This is a genomic window from Kribbella sp. NBC_00382, from assembly GCF_036067295.1.
GTDB lineage: Bacteria > Actinomycetota > Actinomycetes > Propionibacteriales > Kribbellaceae > Kribbella.
The window spans coordinates 938492-963874 of record NZ_CP107954.1 but is presented as its reverse complement, the minus strand read 5'-3'; the positions used below and the strand labels follow the sequence as shown (position 1 = coordinate 963874).

The window sequence follows — 25383 nt, the reverse complement described above, 5'->3', positions numbered from 1 at the left end:
GGACACTAGCGGAAGGCGGCGATGACCTCTCCGGCTGTTGCGAGTGGAGTGAGGTCGTCGTCGAGGTCGGGGAGGCTGAACATGACCTCAGCCGCGCCCGCCTCAGCCAGTTCGCGGAAGCGGCCGATCTGGTCGGGGACGGTGCCGGCGTTGACGCTCGCGGCGTACTTGGCGGGATCCTGGTTGCGCGGGCGGAGTCGGTCGATCAGGTCGGTGAGGTGCTGCGGGTTCTTGCCAATGAGGGTGGTCGACAGCTGGGTGAGGCGCGGGGGTTCCTTGCCAGGTTCGGTGTTCGCCTTGAGGAACGCGGCCTTCTCCCGGACCTTGTCCGCAGTGCCGAAGACGTTGACGGCATCGGCGTACCGGGCGGCCAGGCGCAGAGTGCGGTTGCCGCTCCCGCCGACCAGGATCGGCAGCGGATCCTGCAAGGGCCGTGGATAACAAGCAGTCTCCGGTACGTCGAGAACCTTGCCCCGCCACGGTTTGTTGCCTGGTCCCCACAACACGGGCAACAGCTGCAACGCGTCCTCCAGCAGCGCATACCGATCCCCGACAGACGGGAACTCCCACCCATAAGCCTTGTGCTCAGCCTCGAACCACGCCAGCCCCAACCCGCACACCGCCCGGCCACCACTCAGCACGTCGAGCGTCGCGACGATCTTCCCGAGATGAGCCACGTTGCGATAGGTGATCCCACTGACGAGCGTTCCCAGCCGTACCCGCTCCGTACTAGCCGCGAGAAACGCCAACGTCGTCCAGCTCTCGAGGAAGTCCTCCCACGCCCGCCCGACCTGCGGAATCTGCCGGAAATGATCCATCACGTAGATCCCGTCGAACCCAGCCGCCTCAGCCGCTGCGCCGACATCCTTGATCCACTGACCCGTCGTCTTCCGCCCCGCCTTATGCGTATAGCTGCTCAGCTGCAACCCGAACCGCAACCCAGCCGGTGTATCCCGCTGCCGCTGCAAAGCCTCGGCAGCACCCACAAAAGCCTCCGGTACTACGCGTACCGCCCGAGGCGCGAGCACGTCGTCATACCCTTCGCCCGGCAACTCCTTTTTGACCGCCGCCCAAGTCTTGAGCTGCCCACTCAACACATCCGCCGGAATCCGCTTGGCCCGTTCCCGATTCCGCCTCCGACACTCCGCCGCCGGCGTATCGAACCCAACCGCCACACAAGGAATCCCTTGTGCCCTAGCCATCGCGAGCCAGTTGAGCCGCCGCTCCCGATCCAGCCCCAACGTGTCGATCACCGTCGTCAACCGCCGCCCGATCCGCTGCCGGACAACCTCCTCCAGCAACGCGAACGCATCCGCACTGGCCGCCAGATCGTCTTCCCCCGCCCCGACCAGCGCCCGCAACCGATCGCTGGAGACCACCAAATCAGCCGCAAACGTCTCCGCAGCCCAAGTCGACTTCCCCGCCGCCCCCGGTCCGACCAGCACCACCACACAAGGCGCCGGCAGATTCCGCCCCTCGATCTCCATACCCCAGTCTCACCCAGCACGGCCGAATCCAGTAGCCACCAGCAACCACCCGGCGAAGCTGACCCCGTTGTGCGAAGCGAGGTTTTATGGCCTCCCAGGTACCTCGATAGCGTCCGATTCATGGACTTGAACTGTGGGTCGGCCGAAGAGTTCGCGGCCGCGATGCGTGCTGGTGACGTGAGCTCGGTGGAACTGACCGATGAGGCGATCGGCCGGATCGAGCGGGATGACAGGGAGATCAACGCGATCTGTGTGCCGGACTTCGACCGTGCGCGGGCCGCCGCACGCCGTGCCGACCAGGCGCGCGCCCGCGGCGAGGACCGGCCTCTGCTCGGCATCCCAGTGACGGTCAAGGAGTCCTACGACGTGGCCGGGCTGCCGACGACGTGGGGCTTGCCGCAGTACCGGGACTTCGTGCCGCCCGAGGACGCGGTACAGGTGGCGCGGCTCAAGGCTGCCGGGGCGGTGATACTCGGTAAGACGAATGTGCCGGTGGGGCTGCAAGGTCTCCAGAGTTTCAACGAGATCTACGGCACCACCAATAACCCGTGGGATCACGAGCGCACGGCGGGCGGGTCCTCCGGCGGATCAGCGGCGGCCCTGGCGTGCGGGTTCGGCGCGCTGTCCATCGGTTCCGACATCGCCGGCTCGCTGCGTACCCCCGCGCATTTCTGCGGCGTCTACGGACACAAGCCGACCCTCGGGCTGGCGGCCGGCCGCGGCATGTCCCCGCCGCCCGGGCCGGCCTTGCCGGTCGACCCCGACCTCGCCGTCGTCGGTCCGATGGCCCGTACCGCCCGCGACCTCACGCTCCTGCTCGACGTCATGGTCGGTCCGGATCCGTTGACGCACGGCATCGCGTACGACGTGACGCTGCCTCCCGCGCGCCACGAGCGGCTCCGCGACTTCCGGGTACTGGTCCTCGACGAGCATCCGCTCATCCCAACCGGTGCCGCCGTACGTGCGGCTGTACATCGGGTGGCCGACACGCTTGCCGACGGCGGCGCCCGCGTCGAACGGCACACTCCGCTGCTGCCCGACCTGACCGAGGCCGCGACCGTCTACATGCAGCTACTGATCTCGAGCTCTCCCGCGCGTTTTCCGACCGAATCGCTCGAGCAACTGCGGGCCGGATTGCGTGCGGACGACCAGAGCTTGGAAGCCACCAGGCTGCGCGCCATCGACTTCAGCCACCACGACTGGATGGAGGCGAACAACCGCCGCGAACTCCACCGCCACGGCTGGCGGCAGCTGTTCACCGAGTTCGACGCCGTACTGTGCCCGGTCACGCCGACGCCCGCGTTCCCGCACGACCACACCCCCAACCTGCTGGACCGGCGCATCAACATCGACGGCGTCGACTACCCGGACCTCGACCAACTCGTCTGGGCCGGCCTGGCCACCATGCCTGGCCTACCCGCCACAGCCATTCCCGCAGGCCGTTCCCCCGAGGGCCTACCAGTGGGCGTACAACTCATCGGCCCAATGTTCGAAGACCGCACCCCACTCCGGCTGGCCGAACTCCTCGAGCAACCACGCGAACTGGATGGGCATTAGCGACGTCTCATCTTCTGCAAGGCCCTGAGAGGCGGGGCCGCTGGAATCTTCGAGGAGTGTCATGTCCCGGAAGCTCGGTGCCTTCATCAACTTCGGCATCGGTATCTCGGCTGTGTTCGCTGTGGCCGGGGTGGTTGCCTTCGGGCTGGCGCAGGCGAACCAGGCGGCCGCGAGCGCACCGGACAAGACGGTGAAGGTATCGACCACGGTGCCGGTGAAGGCGCCGGTGAGCGCGCCGGTCGCCAGTACGCCGGTCAGTACGCCGGTCAAGCCGGCGGGCAATCCGACAGCGGTTGCTAAGGGCAACAAGACGATCTTCCTCACCTTCGACGACGGACCGGATCCGGTCTGGACGCCGCAGGTGCTCGAGGTGCTGGCGAAGTACGGGGCTCATGCGACCTTCTTCGAGTTGGGCAGCATGCAGGAGCAGCACCCGAGTCTCAAGGAGCAGGTGCTTGCCGCGGGCAACTCGATCGGGAGCCACTCGATCTCGCATGCGCAGCTGACGAAGGTGTCGGCGGCCAAGCGGCATCACGAGATCTTCGACGGCCCGGCCTCGAAGTGCTTCCGGCCGCCGTACGGTGCGGAGAACGCGAAGGTCAAGGCCGACATCAAGGCTGCCGGGATGACCCCGGTGCTGTGGGACGTCGACACCCTCGACTGGCAGCGTCCGGGCAAGCAGGCGATCCTGAACAGCATCCTCAAGGGCGCTCACGACGGCAGCGTGATCCTGATGCACGATGCCGGCGGCAACCGCAGCCAGACCGTCGCGGCCCTCGATGAAGCGCTGGAGACGCTGGCGGCCCAGGGATATACCTTCGCTGCGATGGACTGCTGACCTCTAAGCTCGACGGATGCGACTGTTTGTGGCGGTCATCCCGCCGGTGGAGGTTGTCGAGCATCTGGCCGAGTTCGTCGGCCCCCGCAGAGATCATCCGGACGAGGACATCCGCTGGGCCTCGGACGAGAACTGGCACATCACCCTGGCGTTCCTGGGGGACGTACCGGAGTACAAGACAGAAGACCTGGCCGAGGGGCTCGAGCGGGTGGCGAACCGGCAGAAGCCGTTCGATCTCCAGCTCAAAGGGTCAGGAGCGTTCCCGAGCGTGGCGGACGCCCGGGTGCTCTACACCGGCGTGCAGGACGAGTCCGAGGCGCTGCCGCACCTGGCGATGACGACGCGGTCAGCGGCCAACAAGGCCGGCGTGACCGTGGACGGGCGCAAATTCACCCCGCATCTCACGCTCGCGCGTTTGAAACAACCGATGGACGTGGTCCGCTGGGTCCGGGTCTTCGACACCTATCAGGGGCCGTCCTGGACAGCGGAAAGTATCGAGTTGGTCTCATCGCGTCTCGGTGAAGGCCCGAGCCATGGTGCGGCGTACGACACAGTGGGCGAATGGGAGTTCTTAGGCTAACCTTCGGAAGGTTAGCCGTACCTAATACCTGGAGTTCCCGTCATGCTCGCCAACTATTTGATCGGTCTTCGTGAAGGACTCGAAGCCTCGTTGGTGGTCAGCATTCTCGCCACCTTCCTGGTCAAGGCCGGACGGCGGGACAAGCTCAGACTGGTCTGGGCCGGTGTGGTCGCGGCGCTGGCCGTCGCGGCGGTCGGCTGGGGTCTGCTGCAGTTCGTCACCGCGCTGACCGCCAAGTCGTTCACCACCCAGGAGACGATCGGCGGGCTGATGTCGATCGTCGCGGTCGGCTTCGTCACCTGGATGATCTTCTGGATGCGCAAGGCCTCCCGCAGCATCGCCCGGGAGCTGCGCGAGCGGATGGGGCAGGCGCTGGAGCTCGGCTCCGGCGCCGTCGTCCTGCTCGCCTTCCTGGCGGTCTTCCGGGAAAGCATCGAGACGGCCTTCATCGTCTACGCCTCGGCCGCGACGGCCACCACGGCCGCGCCGCTGACCGGCGTACTGCTCGGCCTGATCACCTCGGTCGTGCTCGGCTTCGCGATCTACCGCGGGGCGGTCAAGATCAACCTGGCCGTCTTCTTCAAGTGGACCGGCGCGCTGCTGGTGCTGGTCGCGGCCGGCATCTTCGCCTACGGCTTCCACGACCTGCAGGAGGCGAACATCCTGCCCGGCCTGCAGAACGTCGCCTTCGACATCTCCCACGTGATCCCGCCGGACAGCTGGTACGGCGTACTGCTGAAGGGGATCTTCAACTTCAGCCCCGCCCCGACGGTCATCGAGGCGACCGCCTGGCTGGTCTATCTCGTACCGGTGCTGTTCCTGTACTTCCGCCCGATCAAGTCGACGCCGTCGCCCGCGGTGCCCGTCCGAACTGCCCAGGAGAACTCATGATCACCACCCGCCGGGCCGCCGCCATCGGCGCAGTACTGCTGCTGGCCGGCCTGACCGGCTGCGCGGACGACAAGCCCGCCGCCGGCTCCGACGACGGCACAGGCCCGGTCACCGTCAAGGCGACCGACTCCGAGTGCGGCCTGAGCCGTACCGACGTGAAGTCCGGGACGAGCACCTTCTCGGTCTCCAACGGCGGCAGCAAGGTCACCGAGTTCTACGTGTACGCCGAGGGCGACCGGGTGATGGGTGAGGTCGAGAACATCGGCCCCGGCCTCAAGCGGGAGCTGATCGTGGAGCTGCCGACCGGCAAGTACCAGGCGGTCTGCAAGCCGGGCATGGTCGGCGACGGCATCCGTGGCGACCTCAACGTCACCGGTGACGCCGCGGCGCAGGTGGACGAGGACACCGCGCTGAAGCAGGCCGCAGACAGCTACCAGCGCTACGTGAACTCGCAGGCGGTCGCGCTGGAGCAGAAGACCACCGAGTTCGTCACCGCGGTCAAGGCCGGCGACGTCGCCAAGGCCAAGGAGCTGTTCCCGATCTCGCGCACCTACTGGGAGCGGATCGAGCCGGTCGCTGAGTCGTTCGGCGACCTGGACCCGAAGATCGACGCCCGGGTCAACGACGTCGAGCCGGGCACCGAGTGGACCGGGTACCACCGGATCGAGCAGGCCCTGTGGGAGAAGAACACCACCGCGGGCATGGCGAAGTACGCCGACCAGCTGCTGGTCGACGTGAAGACCGTGGTCGCCAAGGCCAAGGTCGTGAAGCTCAACCCGCTGCAGCTGGCCAACGGCGCCAAGGAGCTGCTCGACGAGGTCGCCACCGGCAAGGTCACCGGTGAGGAGGACCGCTACTCGCACACCGACCTGTGGGACTTCCAGGCCAACGTCGAGGGCTCGCAGGCCGCGGTCCAGGCGCTGCGCCCGGCGTTGCAGCAGCGCGACGCCGCCCTGGTCACCACGCTGGACACGAACTTCAAGGCAGTCTTCGCCGCGCTGGACAAGTACCGGGTCGGCGACGGCTTCAAGCCCTACAACGCGACCGACGCCGAGAAGAAGGAACTCGGCGCGGTGGTGGACGCGCTGGCCGAACCGGTCAGCAAGGTCGCCGGCGTGATCGCGAAGAAATGAGCGAGCGCAAGGGATTCTCCCGTCGCGGCCTGCTGGGCGCGGCGGGAGCGGCCGTCGCCACCGGTGTCGCCGGGTACGCCGCACACTCGGCCCTGTCGACCGAGGAGTCGCAGGCTGCTGACAACAGTGGTCCGGTCGAGTTCCACGGAACCCACCAGGCCGGGATCGTCACGCCGGCACAGGACCGGCTGCACTTCGCCACCTTCGACGTGACGGCGACCAAGCGGGACGCGGTCATCTCGTTGCTGAAGGAGTGGACGGCGGCGGCCGCGTTGATGACGGCCGGCCGCGACATCGGCCAGTACGGCGCCGTGAACGGCCCCGGCGAGGCTCCGCCCGAGGACACCGGCGAGGCGGTCGGCCTGCCGCCGGCCCGGCTCACGTTGACGATCGGGTTCGGGCCGAGCTTCTTCGTCGATGCCAAGGGCAACGACCGGTTCGGGCTGAAGACGCAGCGGCCGGGCGCGCTGATCGATCTGCCGCACTTCATCGCCGACGACCTCGACCCGAACCGCAGCGGTGGCGACATCGCAGTACAGGCGTGTTCGGACGACCCGCAGGTCGCGGTGCACGCGATCCGCAACCTGGCCAGGATCGGCTTCGGTACTACGGTCGTCCGCTACTCGCAGCTCGGATTCGGCCGGACCTCGTCGACCAGCCGCGCGCAGACGACACCGCGCAACCTGTTCGGCTTCAAGGACGGTACGAACAACCTCAAACTGGAAGACACCGCGAAGCTCGAGGAGCAGCTGTGGGTCCAGCCTGAGGACGGCCCGGACTGGATGGTCGGCGGGTCGTACCTGGTGTCGCGGCGGATCCGGATGACGATCGAGATCTGGGACCGGACGTCGCTCGGCGAGCAGGAGCAGATCATCGGCCGCGGCAAGGGCACGGGTGCTCCGCTGGGCAAGGCGGACGAGTTCGACCCGATCGACTTCAACGCCAAGACCTCCGACGGTTCGCTCAAGGTGGCCAAGGACTCGCACGTGCGGCTCGCGCATCCGCAGTTCAACAAGGGCGCGGAGCTGCTGCGGCGGGGGTACAACTTCGTCGACGGCTCGGACGGCCTCGGCCGGCTCGACGCTGGGCTGTTCTTCCTCGCGTACCAGCGTGATCCGCGCAAGCAGTTCGTACCGATCCAGCAGCAGCTGTCCCGCTCCGACGCGATGAACGAGTACATCCGCCATGTCGGCTCGGGCATCTTCGCCTGCCCGCCAGGAGTCACCCCCGGCTCCTTCTGGGGCGAGAAACTTTTCAGCTAGAACACAGTCGGTTAGACCACCGTCGAATCGTCCGGCCGGTCGCCGGGCGCACCCTTAGGGTCGCCCCGTGGCCAACTACCAGCCCTCTCCGCAGTACCAGCAGTACCCGCCGCCGCCCCCGCCTCCGCGAAGCGGCAGCAAGGTATTCACGATCGTGTTCAGCGTGGTCGTGGCGCTCATCGTGATCTGCTCCGGGATCTTCATCGTCAGCCGCTTCACCGGCGGCTCCGACGACAGCGCCGGAGCAGCGACCTCGCCGTCCGCGAGCCGCACCACGGACGGCCCCTCGACGCGGCCGACCGAGGCCCCCAGTTCGACGACCAAGCCGACGGCGCCTGCGGCGTGCCGTGGGTGCATCCCCGGTCTGAGCGTCGACGTGATCACCAAGCGGCTCAAGGCCAAGGGCTTCAGCTGTAAGGACGACCGCATCCTCGGGATGCGCTGCGAGAAGGGCGGGCTGGAGGTCGGCCTCAGCCGTGTCTACAAGACGAAGAACCAGGTCGAGAGCATCGACGTGGGCGGGCGCGCCTCCGGCAGCGGGAACTACCCGCAAGGCCCGAGGGAGGCGTGGGCGGCGCTGCAGGCCGGCCTGCCGGGGGTACTGCCGCTGTTCATCCCCGACGCCACGGCCCGGCAGCAGATCATCGCCTTCGCCGCCAAGAACACCAACCACGCGGCCACCGGTCCCGCCGCCGTCAAAGAGACCAAGCTCGACAACTACCGCCTCTCCTGCCACGGAATCAGCGGCGCCACCGTAGGCAAGAACGGCCGAAGCTCCTCCAGCTACTCCACCTCGGTGGACATCTACAGCGTGTCGCCCTACTGAACGACGACGCGCGGGGCCACCTAGGGGCCCCGCGCGTCACCGTCATTGCTACTTGACGGCTCCCGCGGTCACGCCGGCGACGAAGTGGCGCTGGGCGAGCAGGAAGCCGATGACCACGGGGATGCTGACCACCAGGGCAGCGGCCATGATCTGGTTCCAGTAGACGTTGGTCTGGGTCGAGTACTGCCGAAGTCCGACCGACAACGTCCGGTTGGACTCGGTCGTCATCACCGAGGCGAACAGCACCTCACCCCACGCCGTCATGAACGAGTAGATCGCCACCGCGATCACGCCCGGCCGGGCAGCTGGCAGTACTACGCGCGCGAGCGCGCCCATCGGCCCGCACCCGTCGACCAGCGCCGCCTCGTCCAGCTCGCGCGGGATGCTGTCGAAGTACCCGGCGAGCATCCAGATCGAGAACGGCAGGCTGAACGTCAGGTACGTGATGATCAGGCCGAGCCGGGTGCCGACCAGCTGCACCCCGATCGAGTTGTTGATGTTCACGAAGATCAGGAACAGCGGCAGCAGGAACAGCACGCCGGGGAACATCTGCGTCGACAGCACCGTGGTGGTGAAGACGCTCCGGCCGCGGAACCGGAACCGGGACACCGCGAACGCGGCCAGGATCGCGATCGCGACCGAGCAGACCGTGGCCACCACCGAGACGATCGTGCTGTTCACGAAGTACCGGGCCAGCGGCACCGTCTTCCACATGTCCACGAACGGATCGAGGGTGATGTGCGACGGCCACCAGGTGAAGGCGCCCTGGACGTCGCTCAGCGGTTTCAGCGACGACGTCACCATCACGTAGAGGGGGACGAGCACGAACAGCCCGAGCACGGTCAGCACGACCGCGCGATAAGCCTTGAATCCCTTGGTGTCACGCACGACGAGACCTCCGGCCGGTGACGATCAGATAGGCGCCGGTGACGATCATCAGGAAGATCAGCAGCAGCACGGACATCGCCGCGCCGGAGCCGAAGTTCCAGGTCAGGAACGACGCGTTGTAGATGTGGAAGGTGATCAGGTCACCCGCGGGCGGCTGCGCGTTGCCGAACAGCACGTACGGGGTGTTGAAGTCGCTGAACGTCCACAGGAACAGCACCAGCACGAGCACCAGGTTGACCGGTCGCAAGGCGGGCAGCGTGATGTTGCGCCACTGCCGGATCGACCCGGCGCCGTCGACCGCGGCCGCCTCGTAGACATCGCGCGGGATGCTCTGCAGCCCGGCCATCAAGGTGAGGAAGGCGAACGGCCACAGCTTCCAGACCGCGACCGTGATCAGCGAGGCCAGCGCGTTGCCGCCGATCAGCCAGAACGGCCGGTCACTGGTCAGCCCGAGGTTCTCGACCAGGATGTGGTTCACCGCCCCGGTGTCGCGCTGGAGCATGAAGTTCCAGGTCAGGATCCCGGCGTACGCGGGCAGCGCGTACGGCACGAGGAACAACGTCCGTACCGCGCTGCGCCCCTTGAACGGTGGTTGCAGCGCGACCGCCGCCGCCATCCCGAGAATCCAGGAGATGGCCAAGGTGATCAGCGAGAAGGCGACCGTGACGCCGAAGGACTTCAGCAGGCCTTCGCCGACCGCGTTGTGGAAGTCGACGGCGACCCGGTAGTTGTTGAAGCCGGCCCACGGCGCCGCCGACCAGTTCGCGATGAAGAACTTGGTCAGCTTCACGAAGCTCATCCAGATGCCGACCAGCATCGGCACGATGTGGATCAGCAACTCCAGCACGACTGCCGGAGCGAGCAGCAGGTAGGGGAGCTTCCGGCTCAGACCGGGACGGCGGTCGAGCCCCCGCCGCGACGGCTTGGTAGCCGTCGCGGCGGGGGCTTCGTCGGTGACTACAGCCATCAGCTGCCGGCCGCCACTTGGTCCTGAGCCGTCTGGAGGGCCGCCTTCACGTCATCGGCGCTGACCTTGCCGCCGGTGGCGATCTTCGCGAAGAGACCGTTCATCGCCTTGCCGACGGTGCTCTCGAACTGGTCCTCGGCCGGTACCAGCGGCAGCGGCTTCGACTTGGTGTTGTAGACGTCCTGGAAGGTCGCCGCCTCGGCCGCGTCGGTGGTGAAGACCGGCTTGGCGTCCTTGAGCACCGGCAGCGAGGAGAACGGCTTGCCCAGCGTCGTCTGGGTGGTCGCGTCCGTCATGTACTTGACGAACTTCAGCGCCGCGTCCTTGTGCTTGGTGTTCTTGAAGACCGACAGGTTGATCCCGGCCACGTGGCTCGCGGTCTGGTTCGGCGAGCCCTGCGGCGCGGGGAACGGCACGACGCCGTACTCGCCGGCCTTCATCCCGTTGGCGACGATCGAGGAGTCGGCGTTGTTCTGGTTGATCACCATCGCCACCTTCTTGGTGGCGAAGTCGTTCACCGACTTGGTGCCGTTGTCGTACTGCGCGTTCGACGGGTTGGCGACCTTGTCCTTCTGCATCAGGTCGAGGTACCGCAGTACGCCCTGCACGTTGCCGTCACTGGTGAAGGTCGGCTTGCCGTCCTTGTCGAACCAGTCCGCGCCGTTCTGGGCGCCGTTGATGAACGCGAAGTGCACGTTCTCGGTGTAGCTGCCGGCCGCCAGCGCCATGCCCCAGGTCTTCTTCGCCGGGTCGGTCAGCTTCTGCGCGGCGGTGACCATCTCTTCCCAGGTCTTCGGCGGCTGCAGCCCGGCCGCGGCGAACATCGCCTTGTTGTAGTACAGGCCGTAGGCCAGCCCGTAGAGCGGGACCGAGGTCGGGTCCTCGCCCTCCTTGCCGCCGGTCGCCAGAGCCGTCGGCACGAACTTGTCCTTGCCCCCGATCGCGGTCATCGCGTCGTTGTCGAACGGCAGGAACGCGCCGGTCGCCTGCAGGGACGCGGCCCAGGTGTTGCCGATGTTGAGCACGTCGGGGCCCTGGCCGGAGGTGGTCGCGGTCTGGATCCTGGTCTGCAGGTCGTTCCAGCCGATCACCTCGAGGTTCACCTTGATGCCGGTGTCCGCGGTGAACTTCTGCAGGACCGGGGTGAGCACCTCTTTGTCGTTGTCCAGGCTGGTGCCCTGGTTGCTGGCCCAGTAGGTCAGGGTCTGGTCTCCACCACTACCGCCGCCGGAAGAGTCGCCTGAATCGCTGCCACCGCAGGCGGCCAGGCTCAATCCCAGGGCGGTCACCGCTGCTGCGGCTACAAACGAACGCAGTCTCACGTCGGACTCCCTCGTCCCATCGAGCCTCCGGCAGGAGAGCGGAGGCTGGTGCGGCCATAGTGGCCTAACCGGTTAAGTAGCGGAACCCTAACCGGTTCAGTTGACCCGGTTTCGTTACTCCACCGTGATCTTCGGGGTCACTGGTGCGGTGGAGTCCCGCACGCGCAGTACCCCGGAAGGTGTTTCCCAATGCAGGCCGGACTCGCCGGCCGCGATCCGGAACAGCAGATCCGCCGCCATCCGGCCGCGTTCCATCGTCTGCTGGTCGACGGCCGTGATCCCGGGCAGTGCGAGCTCGCACAGCGGCGAGTCGTCCCAGGCGATGATCGAGAGCTCATCCGGTACCGCGGTACCGAGCTCGACCGCGACCCGGAGGGCGGCGACGGCCATCAGGTCGTTGCCCAGGATGAGCGCGGTCGGCCGGTTCTTGGTCTGCAGCACCTTGCGGGTCAGCGCGGCGCCGTCGGCGTACTGGTAGTTGCCTTCGAAGTGGGTGACCCGGATGCCGCGCGCCTCGGCGTGCTCTTTGAGGAGCTTCACCCGGAGTTGCTCGTGGACGAAGGTGAACGGGCCGCTGACGTGCGCGATGTCCTTGTGGCCAAGCTCTTCGAGGTGGTCGACCAGGAGCTGGACGGTCTGCTCCGGCGAGCTGATCAGCCGGCCGACGCCGTCGTCGGGCGCGTTCGAGCTGACCACCACGCACGGGACCCCGAGCTCCTTGAGCAGCGGGACCCTCGGGTCGTCGTTGTGCTCGTCGAACAGGATGAAGCCGTCGACGCGGCCTTGGCGGCTCCAACGGCGGAGTACGTCGAGATCCTGGCCCTGCTCGCCGGTCAGCCGGAGCAGGAGGGAGGAGTCGACCTCGTTCAGGTACTGCTCGATGCCGACCAGGGTGCGCATGTAGAACGCCTCGGTCGAGATCAGTGCCGGGTCGCGGGCGATCACGATGCCGATCGTCCTGGTCCGGCTCGCGGACAGCGCGACGGCGGCGGAGTTCGGGTGGAAGCCGAGCTCGGCGGCCAGGCTGAGCACCCGCTGGCGGGTCTCCTCGCTGACGCCGGAGCGGCCGTTCAGCGCGTACGAGACCGAGGCCTTGGAGATGTCGAGCCGGCGCGCGAGGTCGCTGATCGTGACGCGCTGACTGCGCTGCCCCCCACTGCTGCCGCCTTGCATGGGCGGAACGTTAGCAGCGTAAATTATTGGATAGCGTTATCCCATGACCTCGTCCAGTATGACGTCCGCCGCTCACCGCCTGGATTTCCTCCCCTGGGAGTACGGCGGCGCCTCCCTTGCTGAGCGTGAGCGCCAGCTGGAACGCCAGCGTGGGCTGACCGGCTCGGTGGAGCTGGCGGCCGACGCGTACGTTGCGGAGAGTGCCGCTGTCTTCTGCGAGGTGCTCCGGATGGGGGAGCGCTCTTACATCGCTGCCCACGCCTACGTCACCGGCGAGATCCAGCTCGGCGCGGACACCACCATCAACCCGTTCACCGCAGTCCGCGGCAAGGTCACCCTCGGTGACGGTGTCCGGATCGGCGCCCACACCTCCATCCTGGCCTTCAACCACGGCACGACCCCCGACCGTCCGATCCACCAACAGCCCCACTCCTCCCAGGGCATCACCGTCGGCGACGACGTCTGGATCGGCTCGAACGCGGTAATCCTCGACGGCGTAACCATCGGCCCCCACAGCATCATCGGCGCCGGCGCCGTCGTCACCAAGAACGTCGACCCCTGGTCGGTCGTCGCAGGCAACCCAGCCCGCAAACTCCGCGACCGCCGCCACCCAAAACCCGCCGCCCCCGTGGGTCTTGCTGAGCGAGCCGCCACCTTCGCCAATAAGGCACGTGGGCAGGTAGATGCCTTGCTGGCAAGGTGTTTTGAGGATGGCCGGTTTGTGGATCAGCCTGGAGGTGAGGCTGCTGTCCGGCCATGGTGTGATGCGATTGAGATTGCTGATCTGCTGGTACGGCGTGCGCCTGCTGGGCATTCGACTGAGGATCTCGTCAGCCGGTTGCGGTCAGCTGAAGTCTCCGTGCTCGATGGCCCCGGGAGCTATCACGTGCTCTGCGTCGGCTATGCGTTGCAACTGCTTGGTAGTGGCTTTGAGCATCCAATCTCGGTGGACCTCAACACAGACCAGTTCGACGAGTTGCCGTGGGCAAGGAATGCATGGAGTGCCGGCGCGGCGATCGACTCCGTCGGTACGGCGATCGCCCGGAACCTCAAGGATCATGGGGATTCCAGCATGCTCTTCACCTTGATGGGATGGCTCACCACTCGCGCCGACCCCGAGACCGGCATGTGGGGGCAGCCCCACCCCGACGATGGCTGGCTGCAGGTCGTCAACGGTTTCTACCGGCTCACGCGCGGTACCTACGCACAGTACGGGCTCCCATTGCCGTACCCCGAAGCGGCGATCCGCACCCTCCTGGTCCACTCGCAAGACCAGCGCGTCTTCACCGGCGACGGCTTCAACGCCTGCAACGTGCTCGACGTCATCCACCCACTCTGGCTGGCCGGCAAGCAGACCGACTACGGCCGCGCGGAAGGCCGCCAATGGGCAGAGCGCATGCTGGCCGCCATCCTCGACCGCTGGGTCGACAACGCCGGTTTCGCCTTCGCCCCCGACGGTACCGACGCCCGCGCAATCCCCGGCCTGCAGGGCACCGAGATGTGGCTAGCCATCATCTGGCTCCTCACCGACTACCTCGGCTTCTCCGACGTACTCGGCTACCGCCCCCGCGGAGTACACCGCCCCGAACCGCTGATCACCCTCACCCGTTGAACCAGCCATCGGTTTGCAGGGTGCTGCCGAGGCGGCCGGCGTACTTGCTGAAGAAGATGCGGGAGGCCAGTTCGCGGCGGCTGGAGACGCCTACCTTCTCGAAGCTGACTCTGAGGTGGTCCTGCACCGTGCAGGGCGACAGGCGGAGCTCGTGCTCGATGCCGATGGCGGGGAGGTAGTCCCGCTGCCGGGGGCATCTCCGGGCGAGCCGGGAGGTAGGCCACCAAGGGGTGGCGGCTGCATGCTGGGGACCGAGGGGACACTGCGGGACGTCCTCAGCGAGCCGGACCTCGCCAGGCTCCGGGAGATCGAGCAGCAGGTCGATCCAGTGGGCATATTGGTCGGCAACTACCCACTGGCCTGACCTGGCCGGGAGGGGGTCCACTAACCTGAGCCGGTGGACCCCCGGACCCGACGGCTCGTCACCTCTGTCGTACTAGCGGCGCTGGTCGCGATCGTGGTGATCGCGGCGCTGGTGAAATGACGACCAGGTCGTCGTACCTGCTCCGGGCCGGACTGGTTCGCAACGTCCGGACCGGGGAGCACCTGACGACCTTCGTGGTGTCGGGCGTCTCGACCGTCCTGATCACCCGCCTGATCCTCGGGCTGAGCGGCTACCCGCAGATCGGCGGCAAGGGGCTGCACATCGCGCACGTCCTCCCCGGCGGCCTGCTGATGCTGCTGGCGATCTACCTGTTGCTCTCGTACGTCGGCCCGGTGGTGCGGCCGGCCGCGGCGCTGGTGGGCGGCATCGGCTTCGGGCTGTTCATCGACGAGGTCGGCAAGTTCATCACCTCGGACAACAACTACTTCTACCAACCCACCGCGGCGATCGTGTACGTCGTGTTCGTGCTGATCGTGCTGGGCTCCCGGTACGTCAGCAACCGCCGGCCGATCGACGAGCGGGAGCAGTTGGCCAACGTGGTCGACCAGGCGGTCGAGGGAGTCGCGGGTGGGCTGTCCAGGCGTCGGCGAGCGCACGCGTCGTCGCAGCTGAGGGCTGTCGGGCCGGAGGTCGTCGGACGGCCGGAGACCCGCGCGCTGCTGGCTGCCTGTCCGCCTGACGAGGTGGAGCTCGCTGCGCCGATCGATGCGGCTTGGAAGGCCGTGCACCGGGGGTTCGACCGGCTGGCGACCCATCCGCTCGCCCCGGCCGTTGCGGTCTTCGTGCTGGCTCTCCAGGCGCTCGGTGCTCCTGCCATCGCGGCCGGCCTCCGGCTGGGGGATGGGCGGTTGCTGACGGACCTGCCGGTCGTCGGGGTGGCTGCCGGGAGTTTGCTGTCGGCAACCTTCACGGTGCGGGGCGGGTTGCGGTTGCGGGCTCGCGATCGGGCGCGTGCGGTGCGGCTGTTCGAGCTCGCAGTACTGGTGTCGTTGCTGGTGACTCAGGTGTTCCAGTTCGCCGGCACGCAGTTCGCCGCGGTCGGCGGGATGACACTCGACCTCATCATGCTGGGCTTGCTTGGCGCTGAAGGGGAGCGGCTGCGGCAGAAGGCTGCGGCTCAGGGTCAGCCTCCGCCCTAGCCGTCTGCCCGCCCCAGTTCTCGTTGCGACCGAACAGCACCGGGGCGATGGTGGCGGCCAGGTAGAGCGCACCGGCGACCAGGAAGGCCGGCGTCAGGCCGATACCGGCGATAGTCACTCCTGCCAGTACTCCGCCCAGCGGGACGCCGGCCCAGCCGACGGACTCGGCCAGCGAGTTGACCCGCCCCAGCATCGGCCGCGGCACCCGCTCGATGAACAGCGCACCGAGCACCGGGTTGATGAAGCCACCACCCACACCACCGACGGCATAGGTCACCAGTACTACCCACAGTGGAACGTCCAGGGCCAGTACTACGAAGCGCGGGGCGCCGCAGATCAGGAAGCTGAGGATGAACGCGGTCCGGCGGGGGATGCGCTCGCCGATGCTCGCTGCGACCAGGGCGAAGGCAGTGGCGGTGATGAAGAAGGCTGTCAGCACCATGCCTGTCTGGCCTGGGCCGTGGCCGTGGTTGCGCATCCAGACCGGGATCATCACCGCTACCACCGCCGCATCCAGCAGGTTGGTGAGCGAGATCATCAGGACCAGCGGCATCATCAGCCTGTCCTTGCGCAGGAACGTCCAGCCCTCGCGGAGGCGCTGTCCGTAAGACCCCTCCTCCTCTGTCTCCTTTGTCTCGTTCGTCTTGGTCTGGCGGCGCGGGGCCCAGATGACGAACAGGACGGCGCAGAAGCCGAAGGAGGCGGCGTCGATCCAGAGCGCGTTGACCTCACCCAGCAAGGCGATCAGGCCACCGGCCAGGCCGAACGCGAGGAAGCCGGCCAGTCGCTCGGTAGTGCTCTCCAGGCCGGTCACCCGCTCGAGCGGCACCCGGGCGGCCTCGGCGATGTCGGGGACGAGGGTGCCCTTGGCCGCATCGCCCGGGCCGCGGAGTGCGCCGGCGATCCCTACCAGGACCAGGAGAGTCGGGAAGTTCAGAGCGTGCAGGGAGTGGAGCAGCGGGATCATCGCGACGACCAGGGTGCTGCCGACGTCGGCGACGATGCTGACCCGGCGAGGGCCGATGCGGTCGATCAGCGGGCCGCCGAAGGCCTTGCTGAGCACCAAGGGCAGCATCTCCGCCAATGAGACCAGGCCGGTCTTGGTGGGGGAGCCGGTGCTGATCAGCACGAACCAGGGGATGGCGATCGCGCTCACCCGGGTACCGCAGACGGAGACGACGTTGGCGACCAGGAAGGCGATCAGCGGGGCGCGGTTCGGCGTACTGGTGTCCATCGTGCTGGTGGCGGTCATCGTGTCTCCCGGGGGAAGGCCTGGATCTGGACGGTCACCTGCTCGGCTCCCTCCGGCAGTGGCTGGGTGAGGTCGCTGCTGTACTTCTCGAGGACCGCCTGGATCTCGGCGACCATCGCCTTGAGGTCCGCCGGGCGGAGCTGGAACAGGTAGTCGGAGATGAGGCTGGCGTCCAGCCACTCGGGCGACTGGGTCTGCAGCTCGTCGATCGCGCGGAACAGGTTCTCCGCGTAGACCTGGCCGACGCCGTGCAGGAAGCCCATCGTCAGCTCGGGCTCGCTCTCCAGCAGCGCGCCGGTGTCGAACGACGTGCCCAGGTGGGCCGCCTTCCACCAGCGGTCGCGGGCGTTGCCGCGGCTGTCGTCCTCCAGCACCAGGCCGGCCTCGGCGAGCTGGCGGAGGTGGTAGCTGGTGGCGCCGGTGTTGACGCCGAGGCGGCCGGCGAGCGTGGTGGCGGTGGCGGGGCCGTACATCCGGAGCAGACCGAGCATCCGGTTGCGCATCGGGTGCGACAGCGCCCGCAGCGCGGCGCCGGCCAGTTCCACGGTCGGCTGCTGTGACTGCTGCTCGGGCTGGTGCTGATCGTCGGTCATGACCTCAGCCTAGAACTGCAAAGCTGGTTTGCAAAGAGCTTTTGCAAACGGATTTTGCGGTTGGTTGTCCACAGGCCTGAAATCCGTCGCCGGGACGGGAGCGGATCGCGGCATCTTCTCTGGTGAGAACCAGTTTCGACACGAAGGAGAAGACTCATGGTCCGGGTGATGCTCGAGGACGCCGACTACTGCGACGTCCCGTCCGATCTGATGACATTCGACGAAGGCGTGGTCGTCTTCTGGCGCGACGGCGAGGAGGTCGGCCGGCACCGCCTGCTCCGGATCAAAGCCCTGGAGCTGCCCGCCGGCCGCTCCTACGGCCGCCGCGTCGAGGAGGCCCGCAAGACGTACCCCAACGCCTTCCGGCTCTGGACCGCGGAGCAGGAGGAGTTGCTCAAGCAGATGTTCCAGGACGGTGCCGGCAAGGACGCCTTGGTGGCAGCCCTGGGCCGCCAACCCGGCGGCATCGAAACCCGCCTCAAGGCCCTCAACCTGCTGGCCGAGGACGGCAAACTGGCCTAGCGGGTCAAGCTGGCTTGGCGGTCTGTCCGACTGGTTGAAGGTGCCTGGATGTCCAGCTGTTTGACCTGGGTCGTATTGATCGGGCGGTGACCTGGTGGGTTGGTTCGGTGGGGCGGATTCATTGGTGTCCGAACCTTTCTGGAGGTCGTCGTGGGTAGGGTCTTTCGCCGGGTGCTCGCTGGTGTGGTGGGGATGTCGCTGGTGGTGCCGCTGCTGGTGCCTGGGGTTGCGGCGGCAAAGCCGGCACGCGTGGTGAGCACGGTGTCCGTGCTGACCTACAACATGCATCACGCCGCGGGTGTGGACGGCGTGGTGAACCTGGAGCGGATCGCCGGGGTGATCAGCCAGTCGGGTGCCGACGTGGTCGGGTTGCAGGAGGTGGACGTCCACTTCGATGCCCGGAGCAACTGGGAGGATCAGGCGGCCTGGCTGGCGAATCGGCTGGGGATGCAGTACCGGTTCGCGGCGAACCTCGACTGGGATCCCACCAATCCGGGGGAGCCGCGGCGGCAGTACGGGACGGCGATCCTGTCCCGGTATCCGATCAAGGACTTCAGCAACACACTGCTGCCCTTGTACGCCGGCAGCGAGCAACGCGGGCTCGCCGTGGCGACGCTGGACGTGGGTGGACGGGATCTGCGGTTCGCGAACACCCACCTGTCCAAGCTCACCTCGGCCGAGCGGGTAGAGCAGGCCCAGAAGGTGGTCCAGTTGCTGTCTGGTTCGACCACCCCGACAGTGCTCATCGGCGACCTCAACGGTGTACCCACCTCACCCGAGATCAAGACTCTGACCTCGGTCTGGAAGGACACCTGGCCCGAGGTCGGGCTGGGTCTGGGCTACACCAACCCCTCCCTGTTCCCCACCTCCCGAATCGACTACGTCCTCCACACCTCCACCCTCACCGCAAGGACAGCCAAAACCCCCTCCACCCTCGCCTCCGACCACCTCCCACTACTAACCACCCTCAACCTCCCGTAACCCACCACCCGCGCCCTCCCCGGCCCGCTACCCGCGCCCGCCCCGGCCCACCACCAGCGCCTCTCCTCAGCCCGTTAGGGCGAGACCGTTTTGTGATCTCGTGGAGGGGTCGGCGACAATGGCGCGATGCAGGCTGAGCAGCAAGCGGTAGAGCGGACCGACGCCACGGACGAGGAGTCTGTCGCGCGGGCTGCTGTGCGGGCTGCTTTGTTGGAGCCAGGGGCGTTGGTGCGGGCGGTTGGCTCTGGGCGGCGGCGTGGGGAGGATGCGCCGAAGTACCAGCGGGTGGAGTTGCGGTATGTGGACCTCAAGGGGGTTCGACGGCTCCAGGTGACCGAGTTCGACGAGCGCCAGGCGCACACTCGCAACGCGGACGCCGGCGCCGGTGCTGCCGACGCGGTCGTGGACGAGCTGCTGGGCGCTCCGTACGGGAACTGGCATGTCGAGACGACCTCCGAGACGCTCCGGCTGCGGTACACCAAGAAGGGCAAGTCGCTGCTGCACCGGCAGGCCGAGCAGCACGAGCAGGAGACGTCGCACGACCGGACCAAGCAGCGGATGCTCGATCCGGCCGCGCCGTTCCTGGTCGAGCTGGGCATCAGCGACCACCTCGGCCGGGTGAAGCCGTCGCGGCAGGCGAAGTACAAGCAGATCGAGGAGTTCTGCAAGTTGCTGCTGCCTGCCCTCGAGGACGCGGTGTCCGCGGGCCGGATCGGGACCGGGCGGCCGCTGCACGTGGTCGACCTCGGCTGCGGCAGCGCCTACCTCACGCTCGCGGCGTACCACCTGCTGACCGCGGCCGGACACGACGTGCGGATGACCGGTATCGACCACAACCCGGCCGCCCGCGAGCGGAACACGCGACGTGTCACCGCGCTGGGCTGGCAGGACCACCTGGAGTTCGTCGACGCGACCATCGCGGACGCCCGGCTCGACACGCCGCCGGACGTCGTCCTCGCGCTGCACGCCTGCGACACGGCGACCGACGACGCGCTGGCCCGGGCGGTCGGCTGGGAGGCTCCGCTGATCCTCGCGGCGCCGTGCTGCCACCACGACATCCAAAAACAGCTCAAGCGCGTCGAACCACCGGCGCCTTACGCGCTTCTCACCAGATATGGCATCGTTCGGGAGCGGTTCGCCGACGTCCTGACGGACTCCCTGCGAGCAGCGGTGCTCCGACAAGTCGGCTACCGGGTAGAGGTGGTGCAGTTCGTGGACAGTGAACACACGCCGCGCAACCTGCTGCTCCGCGCTGCCCGGACGGGCGCGACGGCCGGCCCGGAGGTGCGGGCAGAGTACGAGGCACTGACCGGGGAGTGGCAGGTCACGCCGCACCTCGCGACACTGGTTCTTGCCCCCGACCGCGAGAAGGTGCTTTGAGCTTGCTGCGCAACGCCCTGACCCTGACCGCCGTGGCTCTGCTGAGCCTGGCCGGCGCCGCGATCCCGGTCGGTGCCGCCGACGCGGCCGATCCGACGCCCGGGGCCCCCAAGAAGCTGTTCACGATCGACGACTCCCGGGTGGACGAGTCGTCCGGGCTGGCGAAGAGTTCGCGCTACGAGGGCATCTGGTGGACGGTGAACGACTCCGGCGACACCGCCCGGGTGTTCGGCATCGACAAGACCGGCAAGGTCCGGGTCCAGCTCAAGTTCAAGGCGCCGGTGAAGGACGTCGAGGCGATCGCGGTCGACAGCGACGGCACCATCTACATCGCCGACATCGGCGACAACAACAAGAACCGCGACCAGATCTACGTGTACACGATCCCCGAGCCGAACCAGCTCGAGGACGAGGACGACGTCAAGTTCCACCGGTACGACTTCGAGTACCCCGACGGCCCGCACGACGCGGAGACGCTGCTGATCCAGCCGCAGACGAAGCAGTTGTTCTTCGTCACCAAGGTCAAGAAGGTGGCCGGCACCATCTTCGCGGCGCCGGAGACCGCGTCCCGGGAAGGCACCAACAAGCTGACCGAGCTTGCCGACGCGCCCGCCTCGACGTACGGGGTGACGGACGGCACCTTCATGCCCGACGGCAAGACGGTCGTACTGCGGACGTACCTCGATGTCGCCACGGTGGCCTGGGGCGACACCCCGACGTTGGTCGCGAGGTCGGCTACGCCGGTGGCGCAGGGCGAGTCGGTCGCGGTGGGTCCGACGGGCAGCGACATCCTGGTCGGCAGCGAGGGCAAGAACTCGCCCGTCTACGAGATGGCCGCGCCGGCCAAGAAGACCGCCGCGAAGCCGCCGGCGGCCACCAACCCGGCCGCGACGCCGAAGCCGGCCGCGAACACGAGCTCATCGGAGCCGAAGAAGAGCCACAGCCTGCGCTGGATCGTCGTCGGCGCCGCCCTGCTGGCCCTCATCATCACCTTCGTCACGTTCCCGGCCGGCCGCCGCGAACGCCTCGACCGAATGGCCGAGAACGCCCGCCTCACCGGCCAGCCACCCCCCAACCCCCACGGCCGCCGCCGCTCCAACGCCTAGTCGCTTCTGATCGGCGGGACCGGTTTCGCGAAGTGGACCCGGCGGAGGCCGTACTGTTCTTCGCGATGGGTCTCGGTGTAGCCGTGGCGAGGGTAGTAGGCGAGGTTCTCGGTCATCTTCTCGTGGGTGTAGAGCACGATCCGCGAGTAGCCGCGGGCCCGAGCCTGCTCTTCGACGAAGGCGAGCAGACTGCTGCCCACCCCCTGCCCCTGGGCGTCCGGAGACACCGCGATGACGTCGAGCAGCAGGGCATCCGCCTGCTCCTCGAGCAGCACGAACCCGAGCAGCACCAATCCGAGCGGCGGGCGCTCGGCTTCGGCGAGCCAGATCTTGTGCTCGTCGACCGCGGCAGCGTAGTCCAGCGTCATCGGCATCGCGGGTCGGCCGATTCTCTCGGTGTACCGCTCGAAGGCGGCGATCGCGAGTCCGGTCACGGCCGGCGAGTCCGCGGCGACGGCGGGACGGATCGAGGTCATGGCCCATCCTCACCCGAATGGACCTCCGAACGCAGAACAGCCGCCGGCTCCACGGAGTCGGCGGCTGTTTGCGTCTGGGTCAGCGGAGCTTTTCGACCGTGTAGTCGATGGCCTGGGTGAGCTTCTCGACGTCGTCGGGGTCGACGGCCGGGAACATCGCGACCCGGAGCTGGTTGCGGCCGAGCTTGCGGTAGGGCTCGGTGTCGACGATGCCGTTGGCGCGCAGCACCTTGGCGACGGCCGCGGCGTCGATCGAGTCGTCCAGGTCGATGGTGCCGATCACCAGCGAGCGGGCGTCGGCGTCCTCGACGTACGGGGTGGCGTAGTCGGACTTCTCGGCCCAGGTGTAGAGCCGGTTGCTGGAGTCGGTGGTACGGCCGACGCTCCACTCCAGGCCGCCCTGGCTGTTGATCCAGTCGGTCTGCTCAGCCATCAGGAACAGCGTGGACAGCGACGGGGTGTTGTACGTCTGGTTCTTGCTGGAGTTGTCGACCGCCGTCGCCAGGTCCAGGAATGCGGGGATCCAGCGACCGGAGGCGGTGATCTCCTCGACCCGGGCCAGCGCGGCCGGCGACATCAGCGCGATCCACAGGCCGCCGTCGGAGGCGAAGCACTTCTGCGGCGCGAAGTAGTAGACGTCGACCTCGTTGATGTCGACCGGCAGTCCGCCGGCACCCGAGGTGGCGTCGATCGCGACCAGCGCGCCCTCGTCAGCGCCTTCGACGCGCTTGATCGGCGCCATCACGCCGGTGGAGGTCTCGTTGTGCGGCCACGCGTACAGGTCCACACCGGCCTCGGCGACCGCGGCCGGGCGAGTGCCTGGGTCGGCCTTGATCACGGTCGGGTCGCCCAGGTGCGGCGCGAGCTGAGCGGCCTTGGCGAACTTGGACGAGAATTCGCCGAAGCTCAGGTGCTGGCTCTTCTCCCGGATCAGGCCGAAGGTCGCGATGTCCCAGAACGCGGTCGAGCCGCCGTTGCCGAGCACGACCTGGTAGCCCTCGGGCAGCTGGAAGAGGTCGGAGACGCCCTGCTGGACGCGGGCCACCAGGTTCTTCACCGGGGCCTGGCGGTGCGAGGTGCCGAGCAGCTTGGCCCCTTCGGTCGCCAGGGCCGCGACGGCCTCCGGGCGCACCTTGGACGGACCGGCGCCGAACCGTCCGTCAACGGGCTTGAGCTCTGCGGGGATAGTGATGTCGCTGGTCACCAGCGGTTCCCTTCGTCGTCTGGCTGAGATCCTTGCCGACGACGCTGTCAGCACTTCACAGTCTTCCACATCTCCCCACGCCGTCCGCCGCGGGTCTCAACAGGCCGCTACTCGTGCTTGCGGGTGACCTTTTCCTTCCCGGTCATCACGGCGACCGGTCCGTCCTCGCCCGGCACCCACTCACCGCAGGCGCCACCGCCCTCGGCGATCCCCAGCTCCAGCGGCGAACCGTCCATCCGCAGCGCCGGGTGGTAGTACTCCGCGACCTGGTCGGCCTCGCCCTGGATGTAGTGGCCGATCAGTGCGCGCCGGAAGCGGTCAGTACTGACGTTAGGCGCACTCCCGTGGACCAGAGCGCCGTGGAAGAACAGCACGTCACCAGGAGCCATCTCGACCGGTACCGCGGCCTCCTGCGCCGGCAGCGGGACAGTGACGTCCGTGAAGCTCACCTTGGTGTCGGCCTTCTCGGTGCAGAGGATGGGCCAACGGTGGCTGCCCGGTACGACCTCCAGGCACCCGTTCTCCACATCGACCGTGTCGAGCGCCATCCAGGCGGCCACGCACGTCCCTGGCTCGGCCTTCAGATAGAAGTTGTCCTGGTGCAACGCCTGCCCCCGCGAGCCCGGCGGCTTGAAGTAGATCATCGTCTGTACTGCGTAGGGCGACCGCCCGAGCAACCCCGTCATCACCTCGTCCAGCCGCTGGTCGATCAGCCACTGCAGCGACAACTCATCCCACCGGTGCATCTGCGCCATCCGCGGGTACCGCCGCAACGGATCCCGGCTACCGGCCTGCACACCGACCGTGTCGCCCGGGTAGGACCCCCGCCCGCGCAACTCCATGTAGTGGTCCCGCAGCCGCTCCACCTCGTCGGGCCCGAACAACCCACGGACCAGCGTGTACCCGGCGGTGTCGAACTCCTGCTTGTACGAAACGCTCACAACCGACTCCCGACTGACTAGGCTGACCCTCAAATCCTGGCCTGCCACAAGCGGCATCGCGACGGATGATCGACGCAAGGAGTTGACCTTTTGACGCATCGGCCCGTCCTCGCCGCCCCGGTCGACCTCGAGCTGCACTCGCCGCCCACCTTCTGGCGATGCGAGCCGTCCTGGTCCTGGGTGTCACCCCCGCAACAGGATCACCTGCTGTGGTGCGTGCTCGACGGCATCGGCCGGCTGGAGCTCAACGGCAGCACCCGCGAGCTGGGGCCGGGCGTTTGCGCCGTGTTCGCCCCAGGGGATGCGCCCACGGCCAGCCACGATCCGCGGCGGCGGTTGCTGGTGTTCGGGATGCATTTCGCCGTGGACCCACAGGGCGTAGTACCGGCGACGCGGTGGGCTGAGGTGCCGGACCGAGTGCTGCTCGGTGCGCTCGCTCGGAGCTCGGACACGGCGTACCGGCGGGGTGACCCACTAGGTCGACGGCAGGCCGTCCTGTGCCTGGAGCAACTGCTCACGCTCATCTGGGACGCCGCCCACAGCCCTCAACCGAGCGCGACCGACACCGCGATACAAGAGGTCGCCCAGGCGATCAGGGAAGACCCGAGTCGGGACTGGAGCGTGACCGAGATGGCCGCCCAGGCAGTGCTCTCCAGGGCCCAGTTCACCCGGAGATTCACCGCCCAGCACGGCACCTCACCAGCGCAGTACCTGATCCAGGCAAGGGTGGAGCGAGCGCACCAGCTCCTGACAGAGACCGCCATGACGGTCACCCAGGTCGCTGCCGCGCTCGGCTACACCGACGTCGCTTACTTCAGCCGCCAGTACAAGTTCCGTACCGGTATCTCACCGAGCCAGACGCGCTAGC

At 67.7% G+C, this 25383-nt stretch carries 25 protein-coding genes; 14 read left to right on the top strand and 11 right to left on the bottom strand.

Features of this window, described 5'->3' with window-relative positions; translation table 11 throughout:
• Positions 1 to 5: 5 nt before the first annotated feature.
• The gene (locus OHA70_RS04770) at positions 6 to 1487 is read right to left on the bottom strand and encodes an LLM class flavin-dependent oxidoreductase (protein ID WP_328328937.1); all 1482 of its coding nucleotides are present in this window, start codon (positions 1485 to 1487) and stop codon (positions 6 to 8) included.
• A 120-nt stretch (positions 1488 to 1607) separates the two neighbouring features.
• On the opposite strand from OHA70_RS04770, the gene OHA70_RS04765 reads away from it, so the two are divergent.
• The 7 genes from OHA70_RS04765 to OHA70_RS04735 all read left to right on the top strand — a co-directional run bounded on the left by OHA70_RS04765 (position 1608) and on the right by OHA70_RS04735 (position 8574).
• Positions 1608 to 3044, top strand: coding sequence for an amidase (locus tag OHA70_RS04765; protein WP_328328935.1), 1437 nt, complete (start codon positions 1608 to 1610; stop codon positions 3042 to 3044).
• Positions 3045 to 3105: 61 nt separating this feature from the next.
• The gene (locus OHA70_RS04760) at positions 3106 to 3882 is read left to right on the top strand and encodes a polysaccharide deacetylase family protein (protein WP_328328933.1); all 777 of its coding nucleotides are present in this window, start codon (positions 3106 to 3108) and stop codon (positions 3880 to 3882) included.
• A gap of 16 nt (positions 3883 to 3898) precedes the next feature.
• A complete protein-coding gene (gene thpR, locus OHA70_RS04755; protein WP_328328931.1) occupies positions 3899 to 4462 on the top strand; it encodes an RNA 2',3'-cyclic phosphodiesterase in 564 nt (187 codons plus the stop codon).
• A 42-nt stretch (positions 4463 to 4504) separates the two neighbouring features.
• Entirely contained in the window at positions 4505 to 5353 is an 849-nt protein-coding gene (gene efeU, locus OHA70_RS04750) for an iron uptake transporter permease EfeU (RefSeq protein WP_328328929.1), read from the top strand.
• Positions 5350 to 6486 carry an iron uptake system protein EfeO gene (gene efeO, locus OHA70_RS04745; RefSeq protein ID WP_328328927.1) on the top strand — a complete coding sequence of 379 codons (1137 nt, stop codon included), beginning with the start codon at positions 5350 to 5352 and terminating at the stop codon, positions 6484 to 6486. Before efeU ends, efeO begins: the two co-directional genes overlap by 4 nt.
• On the top strand, positions 6483 to 7748 hold the full coding sequence (efeB, locus tag OHA70_RS04740; protein ID WP_328328925.1) for an iron uptake transporter deferrochelatase/peroxidase subunit: 1266 nt from the start codon (positions 6483 to 6485) through the stop codon (positions 7746 to 7748). Before efeO ends, efeB begins: the two co-directional genes overlap by 4 nt.
• A gap of 67 nt (positions 7749 to 7815) precedes the next feature.
• Complete coding sequence (locus tag OHA70_RS04735; RefSeq protein ID WP_328328923.1) at positions 7816 to 8574, top strand: hypothetical protein; 759 nt, start codon at positions 7816 to 7818, stop codon at positions 8572 to 8574.
• A gap of 48 nt (positions 8575 to 8622) precedes the next feature.
• On the opposite strand, the gene OHA70_RS04730 is transcribed toward OHA70_RS04735, so the two are convergent.
• The 4 genes from OHA70_RS04730 to OHA70_RS04715 all read right to left on the bottom strand — a co-directional run bounded on the left by OHA70_RS04730 (position 8623) and on the right by OHA70_RS04715 (position 12924).
• Entirely contained in the window at positions 8623 to 9462 is an 840-nt protein-coding gene (locus OHA70_RS04730; RefSeq protein ID WP_328328920.1) for a carbohydrate ABC transporter permease, read from the bottom strand.
• Entirely contained in the window at positions 9455 to 10429 is a 975-nt protein-coding gene (locus OHA70_RS04725) for a carbohydrate ABC transporter permease (protein WP_328328918.1), read from the bottom strand. Before OHA70_RS04725 ends, OHA70_RS04730 begins: the two co-directional genes overlap by 8 nt.
• On the bottom strand, positions 10429 to 11751 hold the full coding sequence (locus OHA70_RS04720; RefSeq protein ID WP_328328916.1) for an ABC transporter substrate-binding protein: 1323 nt from the start codon (positions 11749 to 11751) through the stop codon (positions 10429 to 10431). Before OHA70_RS04720 ends, OHA70_RS04725 begins: the two co-directional genes overlap by 1 nt.
• 114 nt (positions 11752 to 11865) lie before the next feature.
• Positions 11866 to 12924, bottom strand: a complete 1059-nt coding sequence (locus tag OHA70_RS04715; RefSeq protein WP_328328915.1) for a LacI family DNA-binding transcriptional regulator — start codon at positions 12922 to 12924, stop codon at positions 11866 to 11868.
• A 43-nt stretch (positions 12925 to 12967) separates the two neighbouring features.
• Here OHA70_RS04715 and OHA70_RS04710 point away from each other — a divergent pair, with 43 nt between their 5' ends.
• Entirely contained in the window at positions 12968 to 14536 is a 1569-nt protein-coding gene (locus OHA70_RS04710; RefSeq protein WP_328328912.1) for an acyltransferase, read from the top strand.
• Here the strand turns inward: OHA70_RS04710 and OHA70_RS04705 are convergent.
• Positions 14526 to 14921, bottom strand: coding sequence for a hypothetical protein (locus OHA70_RS04705; protein WP_328328910.1), 396 nt, complete (start codon positions 14919 to 14921; stop codon positions 14526 to 14528). The two genes, OHA70_RS04710 and OHA70_RS04705, sit on opposite strands and share 11 nt — an antisense overlap.
• A gap of 95 nt (positions 14922 to 15016) precedes the next feature.
• Between OHA70_RS04705 and OHA70_RS04700 the strand changes: the two genes are divergently transcribed.
• Positions 15017 to 16060: a hypothetical protein gene (locus OHA70_RS04700; RefSeq protein ID WP_328328908.1), complete on the top strand. Its 1044-nt coding sequence runs from the start codon at positions 15017 to 15019 to the stop codon at positions 16058 to 16060.
• On the opposite strand, the gene OHA70_RS04695 is transcribed toward OHA70_RS04700, so the two are convergent.
• Together OHA70_RS04695 and OHA70_RS04690 are read right to left on the bottom strand one after the other, a co-directional pair.
• Entirely contained in the window at positions 15984 to 17312 is a 1329-nt protein-coding gene (locus OHA70_RS04695) for an MFS transporter (RefSeq protein ID WP_328328904.1), read from the bottom strand. The genes OHA70_RS04700 and OHA70_RS04695 overlap by 77 nt on opposite strands.
• Positions 17309 to 17905 carry an ArsR/SmtB family transcription factor gene (locus OHA70_RS04690; protein WP_328328902.1) on the bottom strand — a complete coding sequence of 199 codons (597 nt, stop codon included), beginning with the start codon at positions 17903 to 17905 and terminating at the stop codon, positions 17309 to 17311. Before OHA70_RS04690 ends, OHA70_RS04695 begins: the two co-directional genes overlap by 4 nt.
• Positions 17906 to 18061: 156 nt before the next feature.
• Between OHA70_RS04690 and OHA70_RS04685 the strand changes: the two genes are divergently transcribed.
• From OHA70_RS04685 to OHA70_RS04670, 4 genes are all read left to right on the top strand, one after another.
• On the top strand, positions 18062 to 18427 hold the full coding sequence (locus OHA70_RS04685) for a hypothetical protein (protein ID WP_328328898.1): 366 nt from the start codon (positions 18062 to 18064) through the stop codon (positions 18425 to 18427).
• Positions 18428 to 18577: 150 nt separating this feature from the next.
• A complete protein-coding gene (locus OHA70_RS04680; RefSeq protein WP_328328896.1) occupies positions 18578 to 19408 on the top strand; it encodes an endonuclease/exonuclease/phosphatase family protein in 831 nt (276 codons plus the stop codon).
• A 126-nt stretch (positions 19409 to 19534) separates the two neighbouring features.
• Complete coding sequence (locus OHA70_RS04675; protein ID WP_328328894.1) at positions 19535 to 20788, top strand: class I SAM-dependent methyltransferase; 1254 nt, start codon at positions 19535 to 19537, stop codon at positions 20786 to 20788.
• Between the two features lie 2 nt (positions 20789 to 20790).
• Positions 20791 to 21894, top strand: coding sequence for a hypothetical protein (locus OHA70_RS04670; RefSeq protein WP_328328892.1), 1104 nt, complete (start codon positions 20791 to 20793; stop codon positions 21892 to 21894).
• Here the strand turns inward: OHA70_RS04670 and OHA70_RS04665 are convergent.
• From OHA70_RS04665 to OHA70_RS04655, 3 genes are all read right to left on the bottom strand, one after another.
• The gene (locus OHA70_RS04665; RefSeq protein WP_328328890.1) at positions 21891 to 22370 is read right to left on the bottom strand and encodes a GNAT family N-acetyltransferase; all 480 of its coding nucleotides are present in this window, start codon (positions 22368 to 22370) and stop codon (positions 21891 to 21893) included. The two genes, OHA70_RS04670 and OHA70_RS04665, sit on opposite strands and share 4 nt — an antisense overlap.
• A gap of 79 nt (positions 22371 to 22449) precedes the next feature.
• Entirely contained in the window at positions 22450 to 23574 is a 1125-nt protein-coding gene (gene serC / locus OHA70_RS04660) for a phosphoserine transaminase (RefSeq protein ID WP_442913868.1), read from the bottom strand.
• A gap of 107 nt (positions 23575 to 23681) precedes the next feature.
• Positions 23682 to 24515 (bottom strand): phytanoyl-CoA dioxygenase family protein, encoded by an 834-nt coding sequence (locus OHA70_RS04655; RefSeq protein ID WP_328328888.1) that lies wholly within the window; start codon positions 24513 to 24515, stop codon positions 23682 to 23684.
• 90 nt (positions 24516 to 24605) lie between these two features.
• Here OHA70_RS04655 and OHA70_RS04650 point away from each other — a divergent pair, with 90 nt between their 5' ends.
• Positions 24606 to 25382 carry an AraC family transcriptional regulator gene (locus tag OHA70_RS04650; RefSeq protein ID WP_328328886.1) on the top strand — a complete coding sequence of 259 codons (777 nt, stop codon included), beginning with the start codon at positions 24606 to 24608 and terminating at the stop codon, positions 25380 to 25382.
• Position 25383: the final 1 nt, after the last annotated feature.